The 24,503-nt window shown below is 35.9% G+C and carries 25 protein-coding genes; 20 read left to right on the forward strand and 5 right to left on the reverse strand.

The window, feature by feature from the left end:
* Positions 1–577: 577 nt before the first annotated feature.
* Entirely contained in the window at positions 578–1,114 is a 537-nt protein-coding gene (locus LVD51_RS05615; RefSeq protein ID WP_236970220.1) for a GNAT family N-acetyltransferase, read from the forward strand.
* 147 nt (positions 1,115–1,261) lie between these two features.
* Positions 1,262–1,984 (forward strand): DUF3784 domain-containing protein, encoded by a 723-nt coding sequence (locus tag LVD51_RS05620; RefSeq protein WP_236970221.1) that lies wholly within the window; start codon positions 1,262–1,264, stop codon positions 1,982–1,984.
* 589 nt (positions 1,985–2,573) lie between these two features.
* Here the strand turns inward: LVD51_RS05620 and LVD51_RS05625 are convergent.
* Positions 2,574–3,503, reverse strand: a complete 930-nt coding sequence (locus LVD51_RS05625) for an NADP-dependent oxidoreductase (RefSeq protein WP_236970222.1) — start codon at positions 3,501–3,503, stop codon at positions 2,574–2,576.
* 93 nt (positions 3,504–3,596) lie between these two features.
* Between LVD51_RS05625 and LVD51_RS05630 the strand changes: the two genes are divergently transcribed.
* The 7 genes from LVD51_RS05630 (at position 3,597) to LVD51_RS05660 (ending at position 8,310) form a co-directional block, all read left to right on the forward strand.
* A complete protein-coding gene (locus LVD51_RS05630) occupies positions 3,597–3,953 on the forward strand; it encodes a winged helix-turn-helix transcriptional regulator (protein WP_236970223.1) in 357 nt (118 codons plus the stop codon).
* Positions 3,954–4,053: 100 nt separating this feature from the next.
* Positions 4,054–4,899 (forward strand): aldo/keto reductase, encoded by an 846-nt coding sequence (locus LVD51_RS05635; protein WP_394803153.1) that lies wholly within the window; start codon positions 4,054–4,056, stop codon positions 4,897–4,899.
* A gap of 107 nt (positions 4,900–5,006) precedes the next feature.
* Entirely contained in the window at positions 5,007–5,609 is a 603-nt protein-coding gene (locus LVD51_RS05640) for a TetR/AcrR family transcriptional regulator (RefSeq protein ID WP_236970225.1), read from the forward strand.
* Between the two features lie 55 nt (positions 5,610–5,664).
* Positions 5,665–6,459, forward strand: coding sequence for a haloacid dehalogenase type II (locus LVD51_RS05645; RefSeq protein WP_236970226.1), 795 nt, complete (start codon positions 5,665–5,667; stop codon positions 6,457–6,459).
* A 7-nt stretch (positions 6,460–6,466) separates the two neighbouring features.
* Positions 6,467–7,201, forward strand: a complete 735-nt coding sequence (locus LVD51_RS05650) for an SDR family oxidoreductase (RefSeq protein ID WP_236970227.1) — start codon at positions 6,467–6,469, stop codon at positions 7,199–7,201.
* Positions 7,202–7,343: 142 nt separating this feature from the next.
* Entirely contained in the window at positions 7,344–7,811 is a 468-nt protein-coding gene (locus LVD51_RS05655; protein WP_236970228.1) for a Crp/Fnr family transcriptional regulator, read from the forward strand.
* 10 nt (positions 7,812–7,821) lie between these two features.
* Positions 7,822–8,310, forward strand: a complete 489-nt coding sequence (locus LVD51_RS05660; RefSeq protein ID WP_236970229.1) for a DoxX family protein — start codon at positions 7,822–7,824, stop codon at positions 8,308–8,310.
* 101 nt (positions 8,311–8,411) lie between these two features.
* Here LVD51_RS05660 and LVD51_RS05665 read toward each other — a convergent pair whose 3' ends face one another.
* Positions 8,412–8,687 carry a winged helix-turn-helix transcriptional regulator gene (locus LVD51_RS05665; RefSeq protein WP_394803154.1) on the reverse strand — a complete coding sequence of 92 codons (276 nt, stop codon included), beginning with the start codon at positions 8,685–8,687 and terminating at the stop codon, positions 8,412–8,414.
* A 157-nt stretch (positions 8,688–8,844) separates the two neighbouring features.
* Here LVD51_RS05665 and LVD51_RS05670 point away from each other — a divergent pair, with 157 nt between their 5' ends.
* Complete coding sequence (locus LVD51_RS05670) at positions 8,845–9,357, forward strand: VOC family protein (RefSeq protein ID WP_236970231.1); 513 nt, start codon at positions 8,845–8,847, stop codon at positions 9,355–9,357.
* A gap of 247 nt (positions 9,358–9,604) precedes the next feature.
* Entirely contained in the window at positions 9,605–10,360 is a 756-nt protein-coding gene (locus LVD51_RS05675) for an SGNH/GDSL hydrolase family protein (protein ID WP_236970232.1), read from the forward strand.
* Between the two features lie 467 nt (positions 10,361–10,827).
* On the opposite strand, the gene LVD51_RS05680 is transcribed toward LVD51_RS05675, so the two are convergent.
* Positions 10,828–11,007: a hypothetical protein gene (locus LVD51_RS05680; RefSeq protein ID WP_236970233.1), complete on the reverse strand. Its 180-nt coding sequence runs from the start codon at positions 11,005–11,007 to the stop codon at positions 10,828–10,830.
* 224 nt (positions 11,008–11,231) lie between these two features.
* Positions 11,232–11,594, reverse strand: a complete 363-nt coding sequence (locus tag LVD51_RS05685) for a winged helix-turn-helix transcriptional regulator (RefSeq protein WP_236970234.1) — start codon at positions 11,592–11,594, stop codon at positions 11,232–11,234.
* A 139-nt stretch (positions 11,595–11,733) separates the two neighbouring features.
* Here LVD51_RS05685 and LVD51_RS05690 point away from each other — a divergent pair, with 139 nt between their 5' ends.
* From LVD51_RS05690 to LVD51_RS05720, 7 genes are all read left to right on the forward strand, one after another.
* Positions 11,734–12,132: a nuclear transport factor 2 family protein gene (locus LVD51_RS05690; RefSeq protein WP_236970235.1), complete on the forward strand. Its 399-nt coding sequence runs from the start codon at positions 11,734–11,736 to the stop codon at positions 12,130–12,132.
* 14 nt (positions 12,133–12,146) lie between these two features.
* Positions 12,147–13,031: an oxidoreductase gene (locus tag LVD51_RS05695; RefSeq protein ID WP_236970236.1), complete on the forward strand. Its 885-nt coding sequence runs from the start codon at positions 12,147–12,149 to the stop codon at positions 13,029–13,031.
* A gap of 213 nt (positions 13,032–13,244) precedes the next feature.
* Positions 13,245–13,382 (forward strand): hypothetical protein, encoded by a 138-nt coding sequence (locus LVD51_RS05700; RefSeq protein WP_236970237.1) that lies wholly within the window; start codon positions 13,245–13,247, stop codon positions 13,380–13,382.
* Positions 13,383–13,486: 104 nt separating this feature from the next.
* Positions 13,487–15,535, forward strand: a complete 2,049-nt coding sequence (locus LVD51_RS05705; protein WP_236970238.1) for a YHYH protein — start codon at positions 13,487–13,489, stop codon at positions 15,533–15,535.
* Positions 15,536–15,798: 263 nt separating this feature from the next.
* A complete protein-coding gene (locus LVD51_RS05710) occupies positions 15,799–16,704 on the forward strand; it encodes a TraB/GumN family protein (RefSeq protein ID WP_236970239.1) in 906 nt (301 codons plus the stop codon).
* Between the two features lie 226 nt (positions 16,705–16,930).
* On the forward strand, positions 16,931–17,512 hold the full coding sequence (locus LVD51_RS05715; protein ID WP_236970240.1) for a Crp/Fnr family transcriptional regulator: 582 nt from the start codon (positions 16,931–16,933) through the stop codon (positions 17,510–17,512).
* A 669-nt stretch (positions 17,513–18,181) separates the two neighbouring features.
* Positions 18,182–18,763 (forward strand): NAD(P)H-dependent oxidoreductase, encoded by a 582-nt coding sequence (locus tag LVD51_RS05720; RefSeq protein ID WP_236970241.1) that lies wholly within the window; start codon positions 18,182–18,184, stop codon positions 18,761–18,763.
* Between the two features lie 305 nt (positions 18,764–19,068).
* On the opposite strand, the gene LVD51_RS05725 is transcribed toward LVD51_RS05720, so the two are convergent.
* On the reverse strand, positions 19,069–19,671 hold the full coding sequence (locus LVD51_RS05725; protein WP_236970242.1) for an RNA polymerase sigma factor: 603 nt from the start codon (positions 19,669–19,671) through the stop codon (positions 19,069–19,071).
* 257 nt (positions 19,672–19,928) lie between these two features.
* Here LVD51_RS05725 and LVD51_RS05730 point away from each other — a divergent pair, with 257 nt between their 5' ends.
* Together LVD51_RS05730 and LVD51_RS05735 are read left to right on the forward strand one after the other, a co-directional pair.
* Positions 19,929–20,960, forward strand: a complete 1,032-nt coding sequence (locus LVD51_RS05730) for a FecR family protein (RefSeq protein WP_236970243.1) — start codon at positions 19,929–19,931, stop codon at positions 20,958–20,960.
* A gap of 64 nt (positions 20,961–21,024) precedes the next feature.
* The gene (locus LVD51_RS05735; RefSeq protein WP_236970244.1) at positions 21,025–24,501 is read left to right on the forward strand and encodes a SusC/RagA family TonB-linked outer membrane protein; all 3,477 of its coding nucleotides are present in this window, start codon (positions 21,025–21,027) and stop codon (positions 24,499–24,501) included.
* Positions 24,502–24,503 lie beyond the last annotated feature (2 nt).

The raw sequence follows: 24,503 nt of genomic DNA on the forward strand, positions 1-24,503 counted from the left end.
TTTGTGTGCAAATGGTTATAAAATACGCAGCATTCCAAGCATAATTCCAAAAAGAAGCACGAATGGAGGCACTGCGAAATTTATGTTGATATTTGCCCATTATAATTTAAACATTAGATGTCAATCACAAATTCCATTATGATAAATTAACTACCCTATTAGACGCAAAATCTTGCGTCTCTACAATGGGTGATATGGAAAATCTATGTGTTATATATTTTATCATCTATCCAATGTAAATGATTATTAATGGTCAATGGTCAATGGTTAATTGTTAGTTGTGAATGGTCAATTGTTAGTTGTGAATGTGAGCGAGTGAAGTGCGAAGCATCGCAAAGAACTAATGTCTTGCGTCTCCTCGCCTTGTTTTTCGTCCTGTCTGTCATTATTTTCAATAAGAACAATATCATGAATAGGATTAGGCATTATAATATCCAATTAACGAACTAATTCGTACAGTGTATTGCTTTATTCCAAATGTAATTCGTATTAATCAAGATATTTCCATAATGGCGGGCATGAAGTATATTACATTATTTTATGAAAATGACGATAATTCCATGTAAATTAAACAAATATGAAAGATTGTTTTCCGATTTTAAAATCACAAAGGCTCATTTTAAGACAAATTGTCGAATCTGATTTAGAAAATGTGTACAAAGGCCTTTCCCATCCCGAAGTGGTTAGGTATTATGGCGTTGAGTTCAATAGCCTAGAAGCCACGGTAGAGCAAATGAATTGGTTCGCTGATCTTGAAAAAAATGGTAATGGGATGTACTGGGCTATTTGTTCGAACGGGGACGGCAGTTTTATGGGAGCTGGAGGTTTAAGCGATTTAAGTCAAAAAAATAAAAAAGCGGAAATTGGGTTTTGGCTTTTGCCCGAAAGCTGGGGAAAAGGTATTATGACTGAAGGACTGCCTCTTATCTTAAATTATGCATTTGATATTTTAGGACTTCATAGAGTGGAGGGATTTGTGGAGTCAAAAAATAGTAATTGTAAGAAGGCCTTAGAAAAATTGAATTTTAATTGGGAAGGAAGGATGAGAGACTGTGAAATTAAAAATGGTGAATTTATTAGTTTAGACATTTATTCAAAATTATCGAATGAATAAAATAGTTAGTATTTCTATTATCTTTAAAAGGCAGTTAACTCTAGGGTTTTATTTTAGCTGGAGGGCAGTTTGAGTTGGGGAAGCTGTTTATTAAAGGCTTACTCATGGAAAAGTTCGTTATTGATAGAATTGTACAAAATATATGAAATGATATATGTAATTATTGGCTTGAGTATTCTTTTTTTTGCCATGGCATTTTTGCTGACGGAAAATAATGCCAAATATCTTCTTTCTGGTTACAACACGATGAAGGAAGAAGAGAGAAAAAATGTAGACCTTAAATCCTTCATACCGTACTATAGAAAGTTTCACATATTTTTAGCCATTTCCTTTCTCCTTCTTGGCCTAGGAATAAATCTAATTAATAAAAATATGGCCGGAATATTTTTAGGGGTTTATCCCATTTTGGCCTATATGTTTTTTATGATATCCAGTTCGAAATTTTCAGGAGGATTAAAAACAAAGTCCAATAAAATCGGCGTCATTGTTCTCTCCGCTTCGCTGCTCTTCGTCATAAGTCTTTTGACCTATGGATATCGAGAAAGCAAGATCATCGTAGACTATCAAAAAATTGAATTTACGGGGATGTATGGGGAGACCTTAAACGGAGATGAAATAAAGCGTATTGAAATTGAGAACGATTTGCCAATTATTAAGCAGAAAACAAACGGCTTTGCCCTTGGAAATCTGCGAAAAGGATTTTTTAAAACTGAAGATGGCGAAATCATCAAGTTAATTTTAAATTCAGATCAAAAGCCGTTTATTTTATTTACCATGGTTAACGGGGAAAAAATATATTACTCAGCCAAAGAAAAATCGAATGAATCAATACTGGAAGACATCGGTAAAGTATTTCGGATTAAAGGATAGTCACTCATAAGTACACTGAGCGCTATTGGCGATTGATAACATTACCGTGAATTGCCAGTATATATACTTCCATCTGTATTATTCTTCGAAGTAATTCTCAGGAAAAAGTTTATTCTCATATTTTTCCGCTATTGCTTTCAAAGTTGCCTTTTTCTCCATTTCCGAAGCTGTGACTAGCCTACACACGACGCAGTGGTCGTCTTCCCTCAATTTTATTATGTTATTTTTGAAAAATGTAATTTAATCATTATTAATATAAATGTTCTCTCGACGCAGCACAGGGGGTAAAAATCTATCGAATTTCGCTTCCAATTTATATTGCTGTGCCGCCGGCCATGGATGTTTTTGGACCTTGATGCTCTTCTATGGTGATTATACGAATTACATTTATAATTAACGGTAATCTTTCGATTTATTAGAAGTTTTACTTTGTTTAAAATACTCGCCGTAGCTACGGCTATGCCTGTGTTTTTAGCCTCGTCAAACTTCAAATACTCTCGAAATCTTTTCCGTCATTATAAAATGTAATTCGTATTATTGATTTATTCTGTTCCATTGAAGTAAATAGATTTGTGATATCAAAAAATTATTAGTCCATCTCAAATACAACCTTTGATTTTGATTGTCTTTTTTCTACTGCAGACAGTGCTTCTCGTGCATTTGACAAATCGTAAATCTGTGGTTTTTTCACCGTTATTTTACCTTCTTCAACCCATTGAATGACTTCATTGAATTTATTGGCTTCCATTCTTGTAATGGTCATTTTTCCCGAAATCTTATATTTTTCTAATTCGGAAGTTGAAGGGGGCTGGGTAGTTGAAATGATGACTCCTCCAGTTTTAACTAGAGCATAGGATTTGGCTAGAGTTGGACCACCTACCAGGTCTAAAATGACATCTAAATCATTTAATTCTGTTGAAAAATCAGTGGCTGCGTAGTCAATAACACGGTCAATTCCCAAATCTTGTAGTTCTTGAATTTTTTCTCCTGTCGCCGTACCTATTACAAAAAGTCCTTTATGCTTAGCGATTTGGACTGCCATTTGGCCTACGGCTCCACCAGCACCATGTATCAATATTTTTTGACCTTTTTTAATATCTGCATCTTCAATAAGAGTTGTATATGCCGTGCCCAAAGAAAATGGTAAAGTAGCAGCTTCTGTAAAATGAATTGACTTGGGTTTGGGCATTATTTCATCCTCATTCACGGCTACATATTCTGCATATGTGCCACCTTGCATAAAATTGGGCATTACCATCACTTCATCTCCCTTATTGTATAGATTAGTTTCTTTCCCAACTTCTGTAATGATTCCAGCACCTTCCCAACCCATGGTAAACGGAAAAGGTTTATTCAATTGACCGGATAAAAACCCAGATCGAATTTTGTAATCTACTGGATTTACGGACGACGCTTTTAAGTGAACCAATACTTGATTTGGAAGAATTTTAGGAAGAGGAATTTCAACATTTTCTAAAACAGAATTATCTCCGTATTGATGAATTTGAGTCGCTTTCATATATTGATATATTTTGTTTTGACAAATCTATATACCTTTGCCTAAAAAATAGATCAATCTTAATTATTGGGCATACGTAAATTTTTTAGACTTATGGAAAATAAAAGAACTCGGAAGCTAAAAGATTACAATCCGGGCAACTGCCCCGTGATATATTCCTTGAATAGGATAGGTAATCGATGGAAGTTATTAGTGATTCATTATATCAAGCAGGGGCACAATAGGTACAGCACCTTGCAAAAAGTGATCCCGGATATTAGCCGACAAACCTTGACCAACCAACTAAGGGAATTGGAAGCAGACGGTATACTTGAACGGACAGTTTTTCCCCAAATTCCGCCCAAAGTGGAATATAAGTTAACCGAACTCGGACTTAGTTTACAGCCCATCATTCATGAAATGAGTAAATGGGGACTGCAGTTTGTCAATCCCGATCAAGATGAAAAATAATGACAATCGACCTCTTTTCGAAGAACAACGTTTTTGTGTTTAAAAGTTCTGGTTAATTTTGAAATGTAAAGAGTGATTATAAATATCAAATAATAAGATGATGAAAAAACTAATCCTGAATGATGGACATGAAATCCCTGTTTTGGGATTTGGAACCTATAAAGCTAGAGAACAAGAAGGAATTGACGCCGTAGTATCAGCTATCTCCAATGGGTATTCTCTAATCGACACCGCATCTATTTATGGAAATGAAGAAGCCGTAGGGAAAGGAAGCCAGGAAAGCGGAGTGGCTAGAGAGCATGTATATATAACCACCAAATTGTGGCGTGAGTGCCTAGGCTATGAATCAACGAAAATAGAATTTGAAAAATCTCTAAAGAGACTTAAGGTAGATTACCTCGATTTATACCTAATTCACTGGCCTGCAAATGCTAAAAATTATGAGAATTGGCAAAAGGCCAATGCCGATTCCTGGCGGGCAATGGAAGATTTGCAAGCGGAAGGCAGAATAAAATCTATTGGGGTTAGTAATTTTTTTGTAGAACATTTAGAAGCGTTATTTCAAACAGCCCGAGTGATCCCATCCATTAACCAATTGGAATTTCATCCCGGATATTGGCAGCAGGATTTGGTCGAATATTGCAAAATGAAAGACATTGTTGTAGAGTCATGGTCTCCTTTAGCAAAGGGAAAGGTTTTTGGCAATGAAGTGCTGAAAAGCATAGCGGAGAAGCACAACAAGTCCGTTGCACAAGTTTGTTTGAGATGGGTTATTCAACACCAATTAGTCGTTATCCCAAAATCATCGACTCCCCAGCGAATAAAAGAAAACATGGAAATCTTTGATTTTGAACTCACTGATACAGAGATGGATTCTATAAACGCACTTCCTAAAATGGGCTTCAGCGGAGAGATGCCGAATAGCTGGCCAGATATAGTGAAATAGAAAATTGGTATAATTCGATTTATCGAAAGACGTGTTTTACCCTAGCACGATGGTAAGACAATTTTTAAAAACATACCACTTGTACTTTTTTTTTGTATGTTTGTACTATGGATCAAAAATTAAAGTCCGAGCTTACTAAGCAAAATATTGTAGATAAGGCATTTATACTGTTTTATGAAAATGGCTATAAATCGACCAGTATCAATGATGTAATGAGGGCTTCAAAGATGTCTAAGGGTGCATTTTATCATCATTATCAAAACAAAGACCAACTCGGTTTAGAGGTCATTCAATCGAAAGTTCAAAAAAGAGTATATGAAGGTATGATCCAGCCTTTGACTAAGAAAGGAAATTCAATAGATATATTGAAAACTACTTTTATAAAGAGAATTAAGTCATTTCTCGATTACGAAAAACAACACGGCTGTCCTTTAAATAATTTAATTAACGAGATTGGAGATTTTGAAAGGAGCTATCAAAATGCCTTAAAAAATATTGTGGAACATTGGAAGAAGACCTTAGTGGATCTCGTTGAAAAGGGAAAAATGGAGGATGAAATAAAAAAGGATGTGTCCAGCGAAGCTGTGGCTGTATATTTAATTAGTGCATTTGAAGGTATTCGAGGAATGAGAAAATTGTACGACAATGACATTATCATTGACCAATACATAGCGGGGGTATCCTTATTCTTAGATCAATTAAAAAAATAAATTTTTTTGCCAAAAAACATACCAGTTGGAATGTTTTTATATAATCACATAATACATGAAAAGTAACAGAAGAAGTTTTATTAAAGACTCGGCGATGCTAGGCATAGCTGGGACTACCTTACCACAATTTGGTTTTGCATCCACTGCAACCACTGAGAATTCATTAAACACATCAAGACCTAAAGTGTTATTTTTCGATGTCAATGAGACCTTACTCGATTTAACTGCCATGAAGTCCAGTGTGGGCAAGGTACTGGGAGGGCGAAGTGAATTGCTCCCACTCTGGTTTACCACTATGTTGCAATATTCTTTGGTGTCAACTGTAGGCAGACAATACAATGATTTTGGCATTATAGGTGCTGCCGCATTGCAAATGGTGGCTGCCAACAACGGTATTTCCATAACTGAAAAAGAGGCTAGAGAGGCTATTTTGGGACCTATCCGTTCTTTGCCTGCACATCCAGAAGTCAAGGATTCATTGCAAGCCTTAAAGGATGCGGGTTACAAACTTGTTTCCTTCACCAATTCATCGAATAAAGGAGTGAAAACACAATTTGAAAATGCAGGTTTGCTGGAGTATTTTGAAGAACGACTGAGTATAGAAGACATCGGGAAATTCAAACCTCATACCGATGCATACGATTGGGCAGCCCGAAAAATGAATGTAAAGCCAGAAGAATGTTTCTTGGTGGCCGCTCATGGCTGGGATATAGCCGGTGCGTTTTGGGCAGGCTGGAGAGGAGGTTTTGTTGGCCGACCTGGTGCTCAATTATATCCTTTGGCTCCTACACCGGAAATCAATGAAAAGGATTTAAACTTAGTATCTAAAAAATTAATAGAATTAAGCTAGAATCAATATGCAGGTAAAAGATAAAGTAATCATTGTTACAGGTTCGTCTAGGGGGATAGGGAGAGAAATCGCTTCCCTCTTAGGCGAAAATGGGGGAAAAATAGTAGTTAACCACTCCAATAGTGAAAGGGAAGCCCGGGAAACCGTGGCAGAAATTGTTAATAAAGGGGGTGATGCCATTGCAATTCAGGCTGATGTGAGCCAAAAGGATGATGTTACACACTTGTTCGATAAATCTATTGAAATTTATGGCAAGGTTGATGTTTTGGTGAATAATGCCGGAATTATGTACAATAAATTTTTAAAAGATCAGACTCAAGAAGAGTTTTCCAATCTCTTTGATGTAAATGTGAGAGGGATTTTTAACACCTTACAAGAAGCCGAAAGTAAACTGGCGGACAAGGGCAATATTATTAATTTTTCTTCTAGTACTGCAAAATTAATGTTTCCTAAATACGCCTTGTATTCAGCAACCAAAGCCGCCGTTGAACAAATGACAAGGGTGTTTTCCAAAGAAATCGGAAGGGGGATATCAGTTAATGCCATAGCTCCAGGTGCCACAGCTACCGAGCTATTTTTAAATGGAAAATCAAGTGAAACCATAGAGAAGTTGAGTGCGATGAATGCATTCAATAGATTGGCCGAGCCAATAGATATTGCTCGTGTTGTTTTATTTCTGGCGAGTGATGATTCCAAATGGATTTCTGGTCAAGTTATTGGTGCCAATGGAGGGTTGGTATAATCGTTATATATAAAAAGTATAATTTCCCATGTGGGATATAAATTAGAATATGGTATATTTATAATTAACATGTATTCAATTTCGGTCAGAAGCTATATTGTTGAATACTTTAATTATAATTATTACCATAGAATTATATAAATTGAAAAAAATAGCGGTAAAAAAGGGGGATGTTTTACAGCGTAAAGGAGATTTAAAATCCTTGGTATATTTGGTTGATAAGGGCTTGCTGCGCAGTTATACCATTGATGGCAAAGGACGAGAACATATCTATATGTTTGGGCCAGAAGGCTGGATAGTTACCGACAACTGTGGAGTGAATGAACCATGTGATTTATATATAGATGCCGTTGAAGACAGTGAATTGAGGGTGGTAACAAAGGAAGAAATGTTACAGGCAAAACTAGACATTAAAGCCTTACAGAGACGATTATATGTTATGCAAACTAGGATAGTTATGTTAATGAGTTCCAATGCCAAAGAAAGATATGAGCATTTTATAAAAACCTATCCAGACATTACTCAAAGGGTTTCGCTTAAGATGATAGCCTCTTATCTGGGCATCAGTCCTGAGGCCTTGAGTCGGGTGAGACATAAACTTTCCCAATAAATATAATCTAATGTCATTTCTTGATGTAGATCAATGTCCACCTATTTTAAAAGCTCGACATTTGCATTATAAATTAAAAGAAATAGAAATGACAGATCTACAGAGTAACAAAGTATTGAATATTGTATTATGGATAGCCCAGGGTCTATTAGCGGCTATGTTTATTATGGCGGGAAGTATGAAAACCTTTCAACCTGTAGAGGTATTGATGGAATCAATTCCATGGGTATCATCCGAATTGCTGTTATTGATAAGATTTATTGGCATTAGTGAATTATTAGGTGGATTGGGCTTATTAATTCCATCTATTTTACGGATCAAGCCTTTTTTAACGGTTTGGGCAGCCTTGGGTCTTGCTTTGGTAATGGTTTTGGCCACAGGATTTCATATTATTCGGGGAGAATTTTCTAGTATAGGGATGAATCTTGTGTTATTGGGTTTTGCGCTTTTTATCGCTTGGGGGAGAAGTAAAAAAGTACCCATACTAGCCAAGAGTTAATGGCAATGAATCAGGTGTATAGGCTAAATAAATTTGGCACTGACTAAGTTTGGATAAAAATTTAGTCAGTGTTATGCCAACCTGTTCTAAAATAGTATCTATTATTTCAGACCATCTTCTGCACCCCATTTATCCAAACTTCTTAAAATATCTTCCAGTGATTTGCCTCTAGATGTCAATCCGTATTCCACTTTGGGAGGGACAACTGGAAAAACAGTTCTGGAAATAAGGCCATCTTTTTCTAAATCCCTTACGGTTTGGGTAAACATTTTATTGGAGATTTCAGGAATCTTTTTTTGTAATATTCCCGAACGGAGATCACCTTCTAGCAAGTGAAATAATATTAAAGGTTTCCATTTTGTGCCTATTAAATTCATAGTGTAATTGAGGGGGCAGCTGTTTTCTTTTTTCAAAAATAAAGTTTTATATTGTTGATAATCATTATTTTACTCCTTTGGGTAACTATGCCACTTTTGGGTAAGTTATTGCCAATTAGGCAAATATAGATTAATTTCGCAATCTAAAATTTAACTTATGAAAACGAATAAAAGTTATCCAAAATCATTTTCTCATATTGGATTGACGGTACCCGATATAAATAAGGCTGTGAAATTCTATTCAGAGGTCATGGGCTGGTACATCATAATGGAAGCCTCTACCGTCAAAAAAGAAAAGGATACGGCGATTGGTCAAATGTGCATTGATGTTTTCGGTGATGATTGGGAAGAATTTGAAATAGCCCATTTATCTACTTCAGATGGCATTGGAGTTGAACTGTTTTCTTTTCCAAATGGAGTAAAAGAAGGGCCTAAATTTAATCCTTTTAATACAGGGCTCTTTCATTTTTGTATTCAGGATCCCAATATTGAAGAACTGATTGAAGAAATTTTGTCTTATGGGGGCAAGCAACGAATGCCGATTCGAGAATACTATCCCAATGACAAGCCTTTTAAGATGTGCTATGTCGAAGACCCTTTTGGAATTGTATTTGAAATCTACACTCATAGTTATGAATTGACTTATTCTTCAGGAGCCTATTCCAAATAAATGGGGATTGAATGATTAGCGGAACTCATGGATTGAAAGATCAGTTTTTCATGCCTTGAGCTATAGTATAAATGGCACTGCAGTTAGACTTTGGCAGGGCGGATATTGATTTGCAATGTAATTACTTCTCTCAGTCAAACCACAGTTAGACCTCCTGTATCTTAGATTCTACAATTTTAAATACACTGGGTAATTAAAATGTTAATTTCATTTAGTATTATTGGTTTTTTAGGCTAAAAAATTAAATATGAAATCGACTAAAATGACCCTATGCACATTGATTTTGTTGTGTATATCAATTGCTAGTGGTAAGGCTGAAGGGGAGAAAGATTCGCTAAAAATATTATTTATCGGTAACAGCTATACCTATGTGGAGAACTTGCCCCATATTGTAACCAGTCTTGCTAGTGGAGGAAGTACCAAATTAGTGACAAAGAAGAGTACTGTAGGAGGTGCTAAATTGGCGGAGCATTGGCATGGGAAAAGGGGGTTGAAATCGAAAGAGATGATAGAGAAGGGGGATTTTGATATAGTTGTGATTCAGGGATTTAGTATGGGAGCCATTAATGAAGCCGATAGTGTGGCAAAATATGGGAAGTTGTTTTGCGATTTGGTTAAAGAAAATAATGCAAAGCCTTATTTTTATCTGACCTGGGCAAGGGAGAAGGTGCCTCAATATCAAGAAACCATCAATGAGGTATACTATAAGGTCGCACGAGACAATGATGCAGGCATAGTTCCAGTAGGTAATGCATGGGCATTAGCTAGACAGTTGCGTCCTGATATTCCATTATTTCATCCCGATGGCAGTCATCCATCAGAGTTGGGGACATTTCTGACAGCCTCAGTCTTTGTGGCCACTTTTTTGGGCGAGATTCCTAAGGGATATAGCGGATATTGTAGTTTGGAGGATCGTTATGGAGAAAATGTTCGGTTAATGCATATCGATGCATTGGATGTAGAGTTTTGTAAAAAGGTAACCGAAGAGATTGTTTTAAAATAAAATCAACGTAGAGACCTTAGATTTTGATAGAAAAATGATGTTTGCTGACGATAGAAATGAATTCCCTCGTCCCTTCAGGACTTTTTTCTAGGAATGCATTCTTTTCATAGGGTTTCACCCTATGCTATTAGACTACGTCCTTTCAGGACTTTTCTCTTGTTATATTAGATTGGTTTGCCCAAAACCAGTGGCTAAACCCTACGAATTACGGGGCAGTCACGCCTCGACGTAGAGACGCAATGCCTTGCGTCTCCTAACACCACCTATTTGAAACGCAAGGCCAACCCACCTGAAACACGGAGGTTTCGGTTCCTTCAATTCTATTATATTATTATTGAAAAATGTAATTTAATACTTATCAATTTTAATGCTGTCTCGTCGCAGCACAATGGCTGTGACTTCTCTCGCCCTGGCTTCCCCACCCACGACACAGTTGTCGTGGCTCCTTCATCAGATGAACATTTAGTTCATCTGGTTGCTCTTTCCTCTCCCTCCCTATGCGCAGAGGCATTGGCGCCTTCATCCTGGCATCCCCACCCACGACACAGTGGTCGTGGTTCCCTCATCAAAGGTCGATTTACGACCTTTGGTACTTCGTACTGCATTCGGTCATCCATTGAGGGTATTTGGTCACTACGTGACTTCATTCAGTTACATTCAGTCATGTTCAGGACATTGGATACTACGTATTTTGCTCGTTCACATTTAGTCGATTGGATACTTTTGGCTTACCCATCCGAGATCAAAAGATCTCGGTTCTCTCATCGATGATCATTATTGGATCATCGGTACTTTGTACTTTATTCGTTCATGTTCAGTCATGCTCGGTCAATAACAGGGTAGGGCGATAATGATTCCTTCTGCCTATCAGCTATTGAAAAACCTCTTCTGAATGAGGTTTCGACAAGGATTTGGCATAAAATTCCCCCCAATTCGATATGCTTTTAATTACAGGTTGGAGACTTCTACCCACTTCAGTTAATGAATATTCAACTTTTGGCGGAACAGTGGCATATGGTTTTCGATTTACTATTTTCTTTTCCTCCAAATGCTTTAGTTCTTTCACCAACATCCGAGTAGAAATGTCGGGAATAAACCTTTCCAATTCTTTAAACCGCAGGGTCCCATTATTCAATAGAACATATAATATGGCAAACTTCCATTTGCCTTCTAAGGTGTTCATAGCCAAGTGAAAAGGACAATTTATATATTCTTCTAAAGTTTTTTCTCTCATAATTTATTGATTGTCAATAATACTTACCAATGTGTTATTACTTACCATATGTGTAACTACTTACAAAAGTAAAGTATTGTGTCTACATTTGGTATAAATTATCATAATAAAATGATTAATGAATATAAAATCAAACCAAATGGAATTAAAAGAAAACAAAGCCTTAGTTGCCGAATTTATTAAAGCAATGAGCACCTCAAATGTCGATCAATTAAAAACAATGATTACTGATGATTTTACGTGGTGGATTATTGGGAAGCCCGAATATTTGGCTACTGCAGGAGAACACGATGCAGAGTATTTTCTTGGGTTTTTTGAGAGTTCAGATTTTTTCCCTGAAGGAACAGATTTTAAACCAACCTCAATAATTGCAGAAGGTAATAAAGTGGCAGCCGAAGCTGAAATAAAAGCCAAAACGGCTGTGGGAACACAGTATGAAAATTACTATCATTTTCTATTCACTATAGAAAATGGGAAAATAAACCGGATGAAAGAATATATGGACACCCATCACGCCAAAGTTATATTTGGACTTTAAATCTATATGGAAATATGAATTGGACAATAGATAATTTAAAAGATCAAAGCGGAAAGACTATCCTTGTTACAGGGGCCAATACCGGACTTGGTTTTCAGACTGCACTGGAATTGGCGAAGAAAAATGCATATGTAATTTTGGCCGGGCGCAATGTGGATAAAATAAATCAAGCTATAATTGACATAAAAGAAGAATATCCTGCAGCTCAATTAGAGCCGGGAGTGGTTGATTTGTCAGATTTACAGTCTGTAAAAATCTTTGCAGATACTATATTGACAAAACACAATCGTCTTGATATTTTGATTAATAACGCAGGGGTAATGTTTCCTCCGGCAAGTAAAACAAAACAAGGGTATGAGTTGCAGTTCGGGGTAAACTATATGGCACATTTTGCGCTCACAGCTTATTTGTTTGAGTTAATTACTGCTACCAAAGACAGTAGGATAGTGACCCTAAGTAGCATTGCACATAAAAATGGAAAAATAGATTTTTCGAATCTTAAGCTTGAACAACCTTATGATAAATTCAGAGAGTATGGTCAAAGCAAAGTCGCTGATCTCATTTTTACATTGGAATTGCAACGGCGATTGGATAAGTTATCATCATCTACCTTGTCTGTGGGTGCCCATCCAGGAATAAGTAAAACAGAATTGCTTCGTACCGATAATCCTGATATGATCGATGAGTTCCCTCATATGACTGCCAATCAAGGTGCTTTTTCAACTTTGTTTGCTGCAACAGAAAATATCAATGGCGGAAGTTATATCGGGCCTAATGGGCCAGGTGAAATGACAGGATTTCCCGGATTTGCTTTTGTATCGGATTATGCCAAGGACGAGGGTGTTGGCAAAAAACTGTGGGAGTATGCGGAAGAGCAATTAGATTTAAAATTCTGTTGAATTAGGTAAAGGAACGGTTGAAAATCCTTGCAAAAAAAAAATAAGCCAATAAGGAGTAAAATTATGGCTTATCCTCGTGTTTAATTTTGTATATATTTTAGAAAAATTATGTCTTGTGTTCGCTTTTATATCGTTGGCCAATCGTTGGGGGTCAATGAAATAAATCTACTTTTTAGAAATAGGTTGATAAAAGATTAAACTTTTGTAAAAGCCATGCGTCTAATACCAAATGAATTTTATAAAGAACGAGCAGCAGTACCAATAGGCCTAAATATGACCGACGAAAGATCTACCAATCCACATCATGTGGATTGGATGAAAGAAGGAGAACTTCTGAACTCAGATGGATAAGTCGGATAAAGGAAATAATACTGCTGGCTAAGTGTGATTCTTCTATATATCGAAAGGATACCGCTAATTGTAAATTCAATTCGAATAAACATAAAATATCTAGAATGCTCAGACACTTGGTTTTAATGTTGGTTTTATTAGGGAATCAGTTAATCGCTCACGAGAATAATGAACATTTATCTGCAACCATAATTGGATCTGGGTCACCAAAATACAATACAGAACGTTCTGGACCTTCTGTATTAATCGCTTACAAAAACACCCAAATTTTGGTAGATATGGGGAATGGCACACAAGCCAATTTAAATAAAAATAATACTAAAATTAAAGATATTGATGGCTTCCTGATTACCCACCATCATTTAGACCATAATGAGGAATTTGCACCTATTTTTATTCAATCGCTTCTGGGCGGAAATAAGACCATTGTTGCAGGACCCAAACAAACCACATCCATCATCGACCATATCCTTGATATTTATGAAGAAGATATCGATTATAGATTATCAAAATCGGGAAGAAGTTTAAGTGATGTTAAATCTAATTTTACGGCTAATAACTTGACTGGAAATACTTCTTTTTATATTGGAGAGATCAAAATTACTTATACCCCAGTGAATCATTCCATTGCCACCCTCGCTTATCGCTTTGATGTAGGTGACCAATCAATTGTGATTTCTGGTGACTTGACCTATTCTGAGTCTTTACCTATTTTGGCTAAAGATGCGGATTATTTAATAATGGATTCTGGAGGCGCGATTGAATTGGGCTCGAAAAGAATGGCTAAAAGTGATAAGAACAATAGAAATAAGAACAACCGAAGCAATAATTCAACGAAGGAGAAAGGACATGTTAATTTAGCAGAAAGCTCCCTAATGGCTAAAGAAGCCAATGTTAAAAATTTAGTATTGACACATTTCAATTTTACTAATGTTGATGAAGAAGCAACCACAGCTGGAATACGTGACAATTATATAGGCCAAGTTTTATTCGCTTATGATCTGATGGTATTGCCTATTAATGAAGATGTCCATAGTCACGATGGCGTATTTCATTCGCACAATAATGAAGATCTCCCAGAAATAAGGAATAGCCATAAGGAAGAATTAACTCTACAAAATAAGGTTTCTATAATCGAGGATAAAGAGAACGATCTTAGAATTATAAAATCCAATGCTATTCCAAATCATACGGTTGGCCAATTTCCGACACAGGGTAATCCCAATAAAATTACGGAACAAAATAAAGTTTATCGGATAGATTTAACTCCTGAATTGGCAAGCAACAAAACCTATGTGTATGATTTAGGAATCGATAGAGGCAGGCCGAGCTATGTGTTTGGTGTTGCTATTAATGGTGTGAAATTTGAACCTTCGGCTAATGAGTATTTTAGGCATAAAGAAAATAATCAACCCAATTATGAATGGACATTAGAGCCTTTGAGTGATGAAGTAAACTTAGGGGAAGACTACAACAATGCACACGTTCAACCCAATGGAGAATATCATTATCACGGAACTCCAACGGGTTTGGTGGCTAATTTTGATAAAACTAAAATGACTTTAGTGGGATGGGCTGCAGATGGATTCCCAATGTATTATAAGATGGGGTATAAAGATCCCATGGATGCAAACAGTGGAGTGATTCAATTGAAATCTAGTTATGTGTTGAAACAAGGGGAAAGACCAGGTGATGGCATCTCTGCACCAGATGGAATTTATTCTGGTAAATATGTACGAGACTATGAATTCCGTAACGATATGGGCGATCTGGATGAATGCAATGGAAGAACTGGGGTGACACCAGAATTTCCTAATGGAACGTATTACTATGTGGTTTCTGATGAGTTCCCTTCTGCCAGCAGGTGTTTTATGGGAAGTCCAAGCGATGATTTCAAAATTGGTGGAGGAAGAAACGCTTCAGTAGAAAGACAAAATCAAGCTCAACTGCGTCCTCAAAGACCAGCAGAAGCTTCATCCAATACACCTCCTAATTTCGATAACATTCTGGAAATAATGGACTTAGACCGCGATGGAAAAATATCAATTTCAGAAGCTAAAGGGAGATTAAAAGATAACTTCAAGAATAGAGACCGCAATAAAGATGGTTATATTACAGAAGATGAAATGATGGGGAGAATTAGTCGGGATTAATTTCGACAATCTAATGATCTCAATTTTCACAGATGATGAGATTGTTTGTATATCGATGATTCCGTATAATTTTGCCTAGAAAATGATGGTTTCTTTAATTAAATCGCCAATGGGATTGCAATGTTCGTGGGTGTAATGTCGGCGAAAGAACTGTGCATCAAGGTCCTATATTGATGACCTTACTAGATTGTTGGTCTAATCCGGGTTTTGATATATAGTTATTATTTGGTAAATTAGGATCTAACCATTAGTATTCCAGACTGATGTCAGAAAAAATACTTAGAATATTAAATCCAAGAAAGTATCCCATTCTAATATTTTTATTATTTATTTCAACCTTGGTTCGGGGCCAAGAATCTAGTCATGGCTCGGTTTATAATACAGTCCTCTTTAAAATCACGAAGAAAAATTCAACGAAAACATCTTATTTATTTGGAACTCACCACGGTTTTGGCAAGGAATTTTTTGATTCTTTAACCACAGCAAATAGGGTTTTATCATCCTCGGATATATTAATAAAAGAAAATGTAAATATTCCAGGCCATAGTGCTGAGGAAATAATTAACAACAGAAAAGAAGTAGTCCAATGGAAGCGCTATTTGAATCAGCGAGATCGGACATTTATAAATCGCTTATTTGCTAAGAGTCCAACGGATTATAACAAAATGACTCCAACAGAGATGTACGTTTTTTTAACCAGGCATTATAAGCAGCAAATATGTTTAAACAAAGACCCTGAGGACAGTTCACTTTCTCTAGATGATTACATAGGTTTTAAAGCTCAAGAACAAAATATTGAGTTGTATGGGTTAGAAACAGTAGAGGACCAACTAGAGCTAATCAATAAAGATGTGGAGGGAATGCCTCGAAGGATTCATAAAAAGAGACTGTCCGATATTATTGATAAAATAAGAAGTGAAAACGCCAATGACTGTGAAGAAACAGATTGGTATTCCAAAATGGAAATAGATTATCAACTTAGTCAACCCTGTAGAAATACACTGGTTTTAACCGACAGAAACAATAAATGGATGATTTCAATTAGTGAGTTACTTGAATCGAAGAATTGTTTTATTGCGGTCGGTCTAAGTCATTTAATGTTTGAATGTGGATTGATCAATCAATTGTGGAATCTGGGATATACGATTAGTCCTATTGAAGTGCATTAATATTTGGTGAATGCATTTTCAAGGGGGTAAATGATGAATAATTTAAAGTATAGTTCCCTAAATATTTATCCTATTTGCCATACTATTACCAGGTAGTAGTCTGAGGATATATTATGGGGAATGATAAGGTATAAGTGAAGACCGAGGATTCGGTATTATTTGCTATTTTTATTGTATTATCCATATATGATCTCATAGCTGAGACTGAATGTAGTCAATGATATAAATGAATCCTGAATCCATAATAAGTAAAATCGGAGAAATATATTCCCCTCTATCCAGTGAATGTCAGCAAGATATTATTGCCAAATCTGAAATGTGTAGTTTCAAGAAAGGGGAAATAGTGGTTCGTGCAGGTCAATATTCGAAAAATGCCTATCTTATCCAACAAGGTTCTGCGAGGGCTTATTATTTGAAAGAGGGTAAAGATATTTCAGATTGGTTTACTTTTGAAAATCAATTTGCTGCACCCATCGTCAGTTTTTTCAGTGATAAGCCAAGTCCTCATTATATTGAATTTGTTGAAGATTCCAAAGTTTTAAAATTTTCCAAAGACACCATAGACAGACTTTCTAATAAACATCGTGACTTTGAACGTTTTATCAGCAGCGTGGTTACCGAAACGATGCTTGGATTGTGTGAAAGGTTGTACACCATTCAGTTTAACAGAGCAGAAGATAGATACAACCACTTATTAAGTATATATCCAGAGATTACAAACAGAATCCCCCTCACTCATATTGCTTCATATTTAGGGATTACTTTGGAGACTTTAAGTAGATTGCGAAAGCCAAAAGTTCGAATTTGATCTATATCAAATGATAGGTCTTTCTTTTGAATCATCTTTGTAAAAAATAGTGATAATGGAAGAAAATAAAGATCTAAAATCCATATGGGGTAAATGGTGGATTCCCATTAGAAAATGGTTTTATTCTGCTTGGCTTATTTGTGAATTATCGATCCGATTTTATGATTATTCACAGTCGATTTATTTATACTTTATAAGACAACTGGATGTTTGGGGTGAAATCATTACGCAAACTTTAGCTGTAATTTCTAGTATTGTTATTTTCTCATTTTGTACATTTTACTTAACTATTCCTGCCTGTATTATCTTATATAAGTTTTTCAAGGATGAAGCTTTAACCAAGACCAGGTTTGAGCAGAATCTTAAGTACTATTTCTAATATTAGAATTATGTATCATTGAATATATAGGGTAAATAAGGAATATTGAAATATAAGATTTTCCATATGTTTTTGACCTGGGTCAGATTGACAATAAGTTGGTAAAAGTGGATTGTTTGGACTATGGGAGTTGAATTGAAATCATCTGAATATCAAATATTTGCCACTTGAAGTTGTATGTCGAATTGACTTTGTGCTTAATTGCAATCCAAGAATGAAATTAGGATGTTGCGGTCTATTTTTAGGTGGTTAAAAATATAATCCGATCTTATTTTAAAATTTAAAATAAAATGAAAAAGAGAATAGCTATTATTATCGGTCATCCAGATAAAGAAAGTTTTAATTTTGCTTTGGCAGAATCCTACAAAAAGGGGCTAGAGGCTTCCGGTATGGAATTTCAAGAAATTGTTATATCGGACTTGAAATTTAATCCTAATCTTCAATATGGTTATAGGAAGCGAACCGAACTCGAACCCGATTTACTAAAAAGTCAGGAAATATTAAAATGGGCAGACCATTTAGTATGGATCTACCCTGTATGGTGGGGTTCAGTGCCCGCCATAATGAAAGGGTTTTTAGACAGGGTTTTGCTGCCTGGATATGCTTTTGATAAAAGAAAAAATTCAATTTGGTGGGATAAAAGATTTGTTGGTAAAACAGCGAGAATTATATCTACCCTAGATCAACCAAGTTGGTATTACAGATGGTTTTATGGGAATCCTAGCCACAATGCTATGAAAAAATTAACCATGAATTTTATAGGGGTCAAAAGAGTAAGAATAACGACGATTGGCCCCATTAGGTTGTCGAAGAAAGACTTCCGTGAAAAATGGTTAAAGAAGGTTGAGCGATTAGGTCAAATGAGTAAATAACTGTCCTCTCAGGGTGTCATCATTTTAGGATGGTACTTTCCAAAATATGTGCTATTCAAAAAAGAACCATATCGTAAGAATGGGTAAAATCAGGGGATTTGGCATTTTGTGATAAGAGGGTGATAAATATAAAAGGAGTTTATAAAATCCCAGAGCATGATACTTATTTTCAAGATTTAGTGAATAGGACGACTTCGTCCTTTGAATAAGGAATGATAGATACTATGGCTATGATATTGATGAATATTTAATAATTACATTGAAAGCTAGGTATTCATATCATTGGTGAAAGTTGAAATCGATCATCATAATTCTGTAAAACAAATCAGCCATAAAATGACTTCCAATTTTTGAATGGTTTTGCGCAATCTTTCGACGGCACGATGTATATATATTCTGGCCACGCTGGTTTGAATATTCATGATCTTAGAGATTTCCGGATAGGATAGGTTGGAGAAATATCTGAGGTAAAGAGTTTGCTTGAGGTAGTCGGGGAGTTGATCTATTTCTTCTTGTAACAAGAGTCGCTGTGCGGATTGAACTTCTTTTTCCATCCACTTACTTTCTGGACTCGCCGCGGTTAGTACTTCTAAGACTGTGTTTTGCAAATCGATATGAGTAGATTTGTCTTTGCTACTATTTACTTCGCGAATAAGATTGTTGCGCATGGCTCGAAATAGATATAAATCAGGTCGATCCAATTTTTTTACCCTCTTAGGATTTTCGATAAACCATATCAGGATATTTTGGATGGCATCTTCTACCAATTGTACATCATCGCTGATAAGTCGACCAAATTTAATAAAGTCATTGTAGTGATTGAGATAGAACAGACGATAGGCTTTTTCATGACCTTCAGCCATTTGTTTTAAAGTGAACACTAGATCGCTATCATCTTGCGCTTTCATTTTTCAATCTCTCAGTTAATTGGGTTCTATAATTTCTAAAACCAAGGTTAGTATGAATCCAAATGTATAGGATAATTTAATAAATTAAGAATAAATGTTTATTTCTAAAAAAAAGGGAACAAAAAATAGTTTTGTAATTAATTGATTAGTAGATTTTTGGGGAGAGTGCCGAATTAGTTTTGATTTTTTTTTCAAAAACACGTTAATAAAACTTTAAGGTGTTACTCTATTATTTGAAACAATCAAAGAACAGATTAATGTCTGAAAGGGGAACAAATATATCAAAGTGGATTAAATACGACTTGTATGATTTTATTGAAGATGAAGAAATCCGAACCAATATATTACATGCTGATGAAAGTTTAGCAGAATGGAATCAGGTTCGCAATATTCTACGGGAAAAGAATCCTCATTTTTCGCATGCGGAAAAAATACTTTGGGATTTACAGGCCTATTTTAATAAGATGGGAATCTCCAATCAAGAAATCGAAGAAAAAATTAATAGCCGTGTCATTCAGTATAGACAACAATCAGCTAAAGTTAATACAAAGAATAAGACAATTAGAATAGGGGTAAGATCAGCAGCAGCTGTATTAGTTCTTGTTGCTTTGTTATTTGTCATTAAATGGTCAAGTCGAACCCATGATGTATATCAGACAGGTAATGGAGAACAAATGTTGGTTGAATTACCAGACGCTACCAAGGTTCACCTAAATGGCAATTCCAGACTGGTGTGGAACCGCAATTGGAAATCAGATGGTTTTAGACAAGTCGCCTTAGAGGGTGAGGGATATTTTGAGGTAGAGAAATTGAAGAATATTCCTTTTGATGTGCAAGCCGATGATGTGACCATCCACGTGCTGGGTACGGTGTTTAATGTAAACACTCGACGTCAGACTACGAAGGTGTTTCTAGAAGAGGGTAAAATAAGTTTAAAAGTTAAGGATGTTATCGATGAAGCAATGGAATTGAAGCCAGGTGACAATGTTGAATATAATGCTATCCATAAAAAATTGGATAAAACAGAAGTGGTAAAGGTTGAGGAATTAGTGGGCTGGAAGGATGGACTATTGATCTATCGACAAGAACCACTAAAGAGGGTGATAGAAGATGTGTCAGATATTTATGGTAAAAAATTTCAATGGACAGATAGTTCGCTTTTGGATCGAAATATAACGACAACCATTCCTCTCTCTGATTGGAGTATGAGTGCGATGGCTATTCAAATGGCAATGAATTTAGATTTTGAAGAAACAAATGATACAATCATTATAAAAGAAAAAGACTGAGAAAAAATTGCAGCCTTTCCTCAGTCGATTATTAAACTAATGTTCAGTTCAAAATTACAAATGTATGGAAATACGATTACTAAAGCAGTGGAAAATACTGATTATTTTCCTAATGATTACATATCATGGTATGGCATTGCCAGATATAAATTCGAAACTAAAATTCGAAGAAAAATTTCTGATTGAAGTACTGGATGAAATCAGTAGAGAACACAATGTTTACTTTACCTATGATTCAGATATGGTTTCTGGAGTGAAAGTGGATTATCAGAAGATAGAGGGAGAAAGCGTCAGGTCTTTACTCTCAAGACTGTTAAAAGAAGTCAATTTTGATTTTAAAATTTTTGAAGAGCGGTTTGTTATTATTTATAAGAATAGTAAGGAGGGCATTCAATCACTTGAACAAATGATCCGTCATATGGAAGGCATTGTGTCCGAAAAGAAGGATGCAGCCAAAAGGACAGAAGCGAAAGTTGACAAATTAAAATTTGATAATGCTAAATCACTTTTTATCAAGAGATTGGTGATCAATATTAGTGGTCAGATACAAAATGAAGAAGGTGAGCCACTCATTGGAGTAAACGTATTGGTGAAAGGGACGGACAAAGGTACTGCGACCGATATTGAAGGTAATTTTGCACTTGAAGATGTGGATGAAAATGCAGTTTTGATTGTATCTTATATTGGGTATCAAACTCAAGAGATTGCATTAAATGGTCGGCGTAACTTTACCATTACATTATTGGAAGATGCCCAAACTTTGGATGAGTTGGTTGTTGTAGGAATGGGAGAACAAAGGAAGGCGAGTGTCATCGGAGCTATCTCAAATGTAAATATGGACGATTTGAAAATTCCCAATCGTTCTTTAACAAATGCTCTAGCTGGGAGAATGGCTGGTGCCGTAGTCGTACAGCGATCTGGTGAATTGGGAAATGACAATGGAGGTTTTTGGATCAGAGGGATTTCTACTTTTAGTTCTAATCGTTCCCCTTTGATATTAGTAGATGGAGTTGAAAGGGATATGCAAAACTTGAATCCTGAAAATATAGAATCTCTTTCTATTTTAAAGGATGCTTCAGCGACTGCAGTATATGGTGTAAGAGCAGCTAATGGGGTGGTTTTAGTTACGACACGTAAAGGGGTTAAACAGAAACCCACCATTGAATTTAAAACTGAATATGGAATTTCTGATCTACCTAAATTACCCGACTATTTAGGAGGTGTAGATTATGCAAAATTGTATAATGAAGCCCTCGGCCGAGATAATTATTCAGAGGATTATATCAGTAATTTAAGCAATCAATCAGATCCTTATCTTTATCCTAATGTAGATTGGTTTGATGAAACCTATACCAAGTATTCAAGTAATACCCAATCTACTTTGAATGTCCGAGGGGGAGGAGATGTTGCAAGATACTTTGTAGGATTGGGCTTCTTGGGTGAAAATGGTAATTTTAGAAACAGTGGCGAAAATAGTTACAACTCTAACTTAAGTCTAAATAGATATAATTTTCGTTCAAATGTCGATATAACCTTGTCTAAATCTACGGTTGTTGATTTAGAAGTAGGAGGGCATTTAACGGATTTGCATACCCCCGGACTGGGAGGAAATATTTATGGAACAAATTATTCACCAGCAGGTGAATTGTTTTATTGGTCCAATTTAGCAACGCCTATATCTAATTCTGTAAGGATACCTCTTGGCATCGATGCAAATGGAAATGAAATATATGGATGGGGTGCACCCTCTCAAGTGGGTGAAAAAAACCCAGCGGAGCGATTATTGGGTTCTGGATATAATACTCAGTATAGCAACCAGGTAATGAGTCAAATTACATTAAATCAGGAGTTAAATGCAATTGCCGAAGGCTTGAAACTTAGAACTTCATTTTCATTTGATGCTTATAATTTAACTAGTATCCAAAGGAGAAAACAATCTACTACCTATGGAGTCCAAGGAAGAGATCCAAATACCGGAGATCTTCTTTATAATGAAGTGGATCAAGGTCAGGAATTTTTAAATTACTCTAGAGCTTTGGAAAGCAATAGAGCCAAGGAATTTAAATTTCAATTGATTTATAGTAAAAAAATGAGTAATAAACACCGGATTGGTGGAATGGCAATGTATTACCATAGAGACTATATAAATGGGAATGCCTCTTCTTCTATTCTTGCTTTGCCTTATAGAAGACAAGGAATTGCAGGCCGAATGACCTATGATTATAACGATCGATACTTCGGAGAAATCAATGTTGGTTACAATGGTTCTGAGAATTTTCCAAAAGGAAATAGATTTGGTGTTTTCCCTGCCATTGCTGCTGGATGGCTTGTTTCGAATGAGTCTTTCTGGAGTGGTAATTTAAAGAGAATAATCAATGTGTTGAAGTTGAAAGGATCTTATGGTCTTGTTGGTTCAGAAGCACTTCCTGGTGGTGAGCGTTACGGATATTTATCTATTTATGGAGCGGGTCTTGGAGGTTATTCATTTGGTGAAACCAGTCGATATTTCGGAGGTGTTGGATTGGATAGAATTGGAGTGCAAGATTTGACTTGGGAAAAAGGAATCAAGAAAAATGTTGGTTTTGAGATGTTGATGTTCAACGGAGATGTTTCGTTAGAAGTTGATTATTTCCATGAAAGAAGATATGATATCTTGTTACAGCGAACTTCCTTACCTGGAATTGTTGGAATTAATTCTGTACCCTTTGCCAATTTTGGAGAAATGATTAACAGAGGACTAGATGGGACTCTTGAATTAACCAGAGACTTTAATGATGGTTTTGTGCGGGTCTACGGTAATTTTACATATGCAAGAGATCGTATTATAGAACAGGATGAGCCGAATAGAAATTATGATTATAGAAATCGAACAGGGCATAAATATGGTCAGAATTTTGGATTAATAAGTTTGGGCTATTTCATAGATGAAAATGATATAGAGAATAGTCCGCTGCAGACTTTCGGAGAAGTTCGTCCAGGAGATGTAAAGTATAAAGATATCAATGGCGATGGCTTAATCACAATAGATGATGAAGTACCCATTGGCTATTCAAACCTACCCGAGATCAATTATGGTTTCGGTGTACAAACCATGTATAAAAATTTCGATGTCGGAGTGTTTTTCAGAGGACAAGGGCGAGTTTCATATGGCTTAGGAGGGGCTTATATTCCTTTCAATCAAGGTGTTGGTAAAGGAAATTTGTTTGTTCAAGCTTTAGACCGTTGGACAGTAGAAAATCCTTCTCAAGATGCACAATATCCAAGATTGTATAATGGTACTTCTGCCAATAACTGGCAACGGTCCACGAAGACTATCTACGATGGTAGTTTTTTAAGACTTTCCAATGTTGAATTAGGATATACTTTAAGTGGGGATAAACTGGCTAAGATCGGCTTAGAGCGACTTAGGTTTTACCTCATAGGCAATAACATTGCTGTATTTTCTAAATGGAAAATGTGGGATCCTGAGACTGGAACTGCAAGTGGAAGTAATTATCCACTTCAAAGGAAATTTAATTTTGGAATAAGAGGTACGTTTTAAAT

Source organism: Membranihabitans marinus (assembly GCF_021729155.1).
GTDB classification, from domain to species: domain Bacteria; phylum Bacteroidota; class Bacteroidia; order Chitinophagales; family Saprospiraceae; genus Membranihabitans; species Membranihabitans marinus.

Bases quoted from the DNA above. Each gene is read 5' to 3' on its own strand.
- LVD51_RS05640 (WP_236970225.1), top strand. From the start codon at position 5,007: ATGGATCAAAAATTAAAGTCCGAGCTTACTAAGCAAAATATTGTAGAT.
- LVD51_RS05625 (WP_236970222.1), bottom strand. From the start codon at position 3,503: ATGAAAGCGACTCAAATTCATCAATACGGAGATAATTCTGTTTTAGAA.
- LVD51_RS05645 (WP_236970226.1), top strand. From the start codon at position 5,665: ATGAAAAGTAACAGAAGAAGTTTTATTAAAGACTCGGCGATGCTAGGC.
- LVD51_RS05720 (WP_236970241.1), top strand. From the start codon at position 18,182: ATGAAAAAGAGAATAGCTATTATTATCGGTCATCCAGATAAAGAAAGT.
- LVD51_RS05700 (WP_236970237.1), top strand. From the start codon at position 13,245: ATGCGTCTAATACCAAATGAATTTTATAAAGAACGAGCAGCAGTACCA.
- LVD51_RS05715 (WP_236970240.1), top strand. From the start codon at position 16,931: ATGAATCCTGAATCCATAATAAGTAAAATCGGAGAAATATATTCCCCT.
- LVD51_RS05710 (WP_236970239.1), top strand. From the start codon at position 15,799: ATGTCAGAAAAAATACTTAGAATATTAAATCCAAGAAAGTATCCCATT.
- LVD51_RS05650 (WP_236970227.1), top strand. From the start codon at position 6,467: ATGCAGGTAAAAGATAAAGTAATCATTGTTACAGGTTCGTCTAGGGGG.
- LVD51_RS05635 (WP_394803153.1), top strand. From the start codon at position 4,054: ATGAAAAAACTAATCCTGAATGATGGACATGAAATCCCTGTTTTGGGA.
- LVD51_RS05705 (WP_236970238.1), top strand. From the start codon at position 13,487: ATGCTCAGACACTTGGTTTTAATGTTGGTTTTATTAGGGAATCAGTTA.
- LVD51_RS05665 (WP_394803154.1), bottom strand. From the start codon at position 8,687: ATGAATTTAATAGGCACAAAATGGAAACCTTTAATATTATTTCACTTG.
- LVD51_RS05620 (WP_236970221.1), top strand. From the start codon at position 1,262: ATGATATATGTAATTATTGGCTTGAGTATTCTTTTTTTTGCCATGGCA.
- LVD51_RS05730 (WP_236970243.1), top strand. From the start codon at position 19,929: ATGTCTGAAAGGGGAACAAATATATCAAAGTGGATTAAATACGACTTG.
- LVD51_RS05615 (WP_236970220.1), top strand. From the start codon at position 578: ATGAAAGATTGTTTTCCGATTTTAAAATCACAAAGGCTCATTTTAAGA.
- LVD51_RS05630 (WP_236970223.1), top strand. From the start codon at position 3,597: ATGGAAAATAAAAGAACTCGGAAGCTAAAAGATTACAATCCGGGCAAC.
- LVD51_RS05725 (WP_236970242.1), bottom strand. From the start codon at position 19,671: ATGAAAGCGCAAGATGATAGCGATCTAGTGTTCACTTTAAAACAAATG.
- LVD51_RS05660 (WP_236970229.1), top strand. From the start codon at position 7,822: ATGTCATTTCTTGATGTAGATCAATGTCCACCTATTTTAAAAGCTCGA.
- LVD51_RS05675 (WP_236970232.1), top strand. From the start codon at position 9,605: ATGAAATCGACTAAAATGACCCTATGCACATTGATTTTGTTGTGTATA.
- LVD51_RS05690 (WP_236970235.1), top strand. From the start codon at position 11,734: ATGGAATTAAAAGAAAACAAAGCCTTAGTTGCCGAATTTATTAAAGCA.
- LVD51_RS05680 (WP_236970233.1), bottom strand. From the start codon at position 11,007: ATGAAGTCACGTAGTGACCAAATACCCTCAATGGATGACCGAATGCAG.
- LVD51_RS05685 (WP_236970234.1), bottom strand. From the start codon at position 11,594: ATGAGAGAAAAAACTTTAGAAGAATATATAAATTGTCCTTTTCACTTG.
- LVD51_RS05670 (WP_236970231.1), top strand. From the start codon at position 8,845: ATGAAAACGAATAAAAGTTATCCAAAATCATTTTCTCATATTGGATTG.
- LVD51_RS05695 (WP_236970236.1), top strand. From the start codon at position 12,147: ATGAATTGGACAATAGATAATTTAAAAGATCAAAGCGGAAAGACTATC.
- LVD51_RS05735 (WP_236970244.1), top strand. From the start codon at position 21,025: ATGGAAATACGATTACTAAAGCAGTGGAAAATACTGATTATTTTCCTA.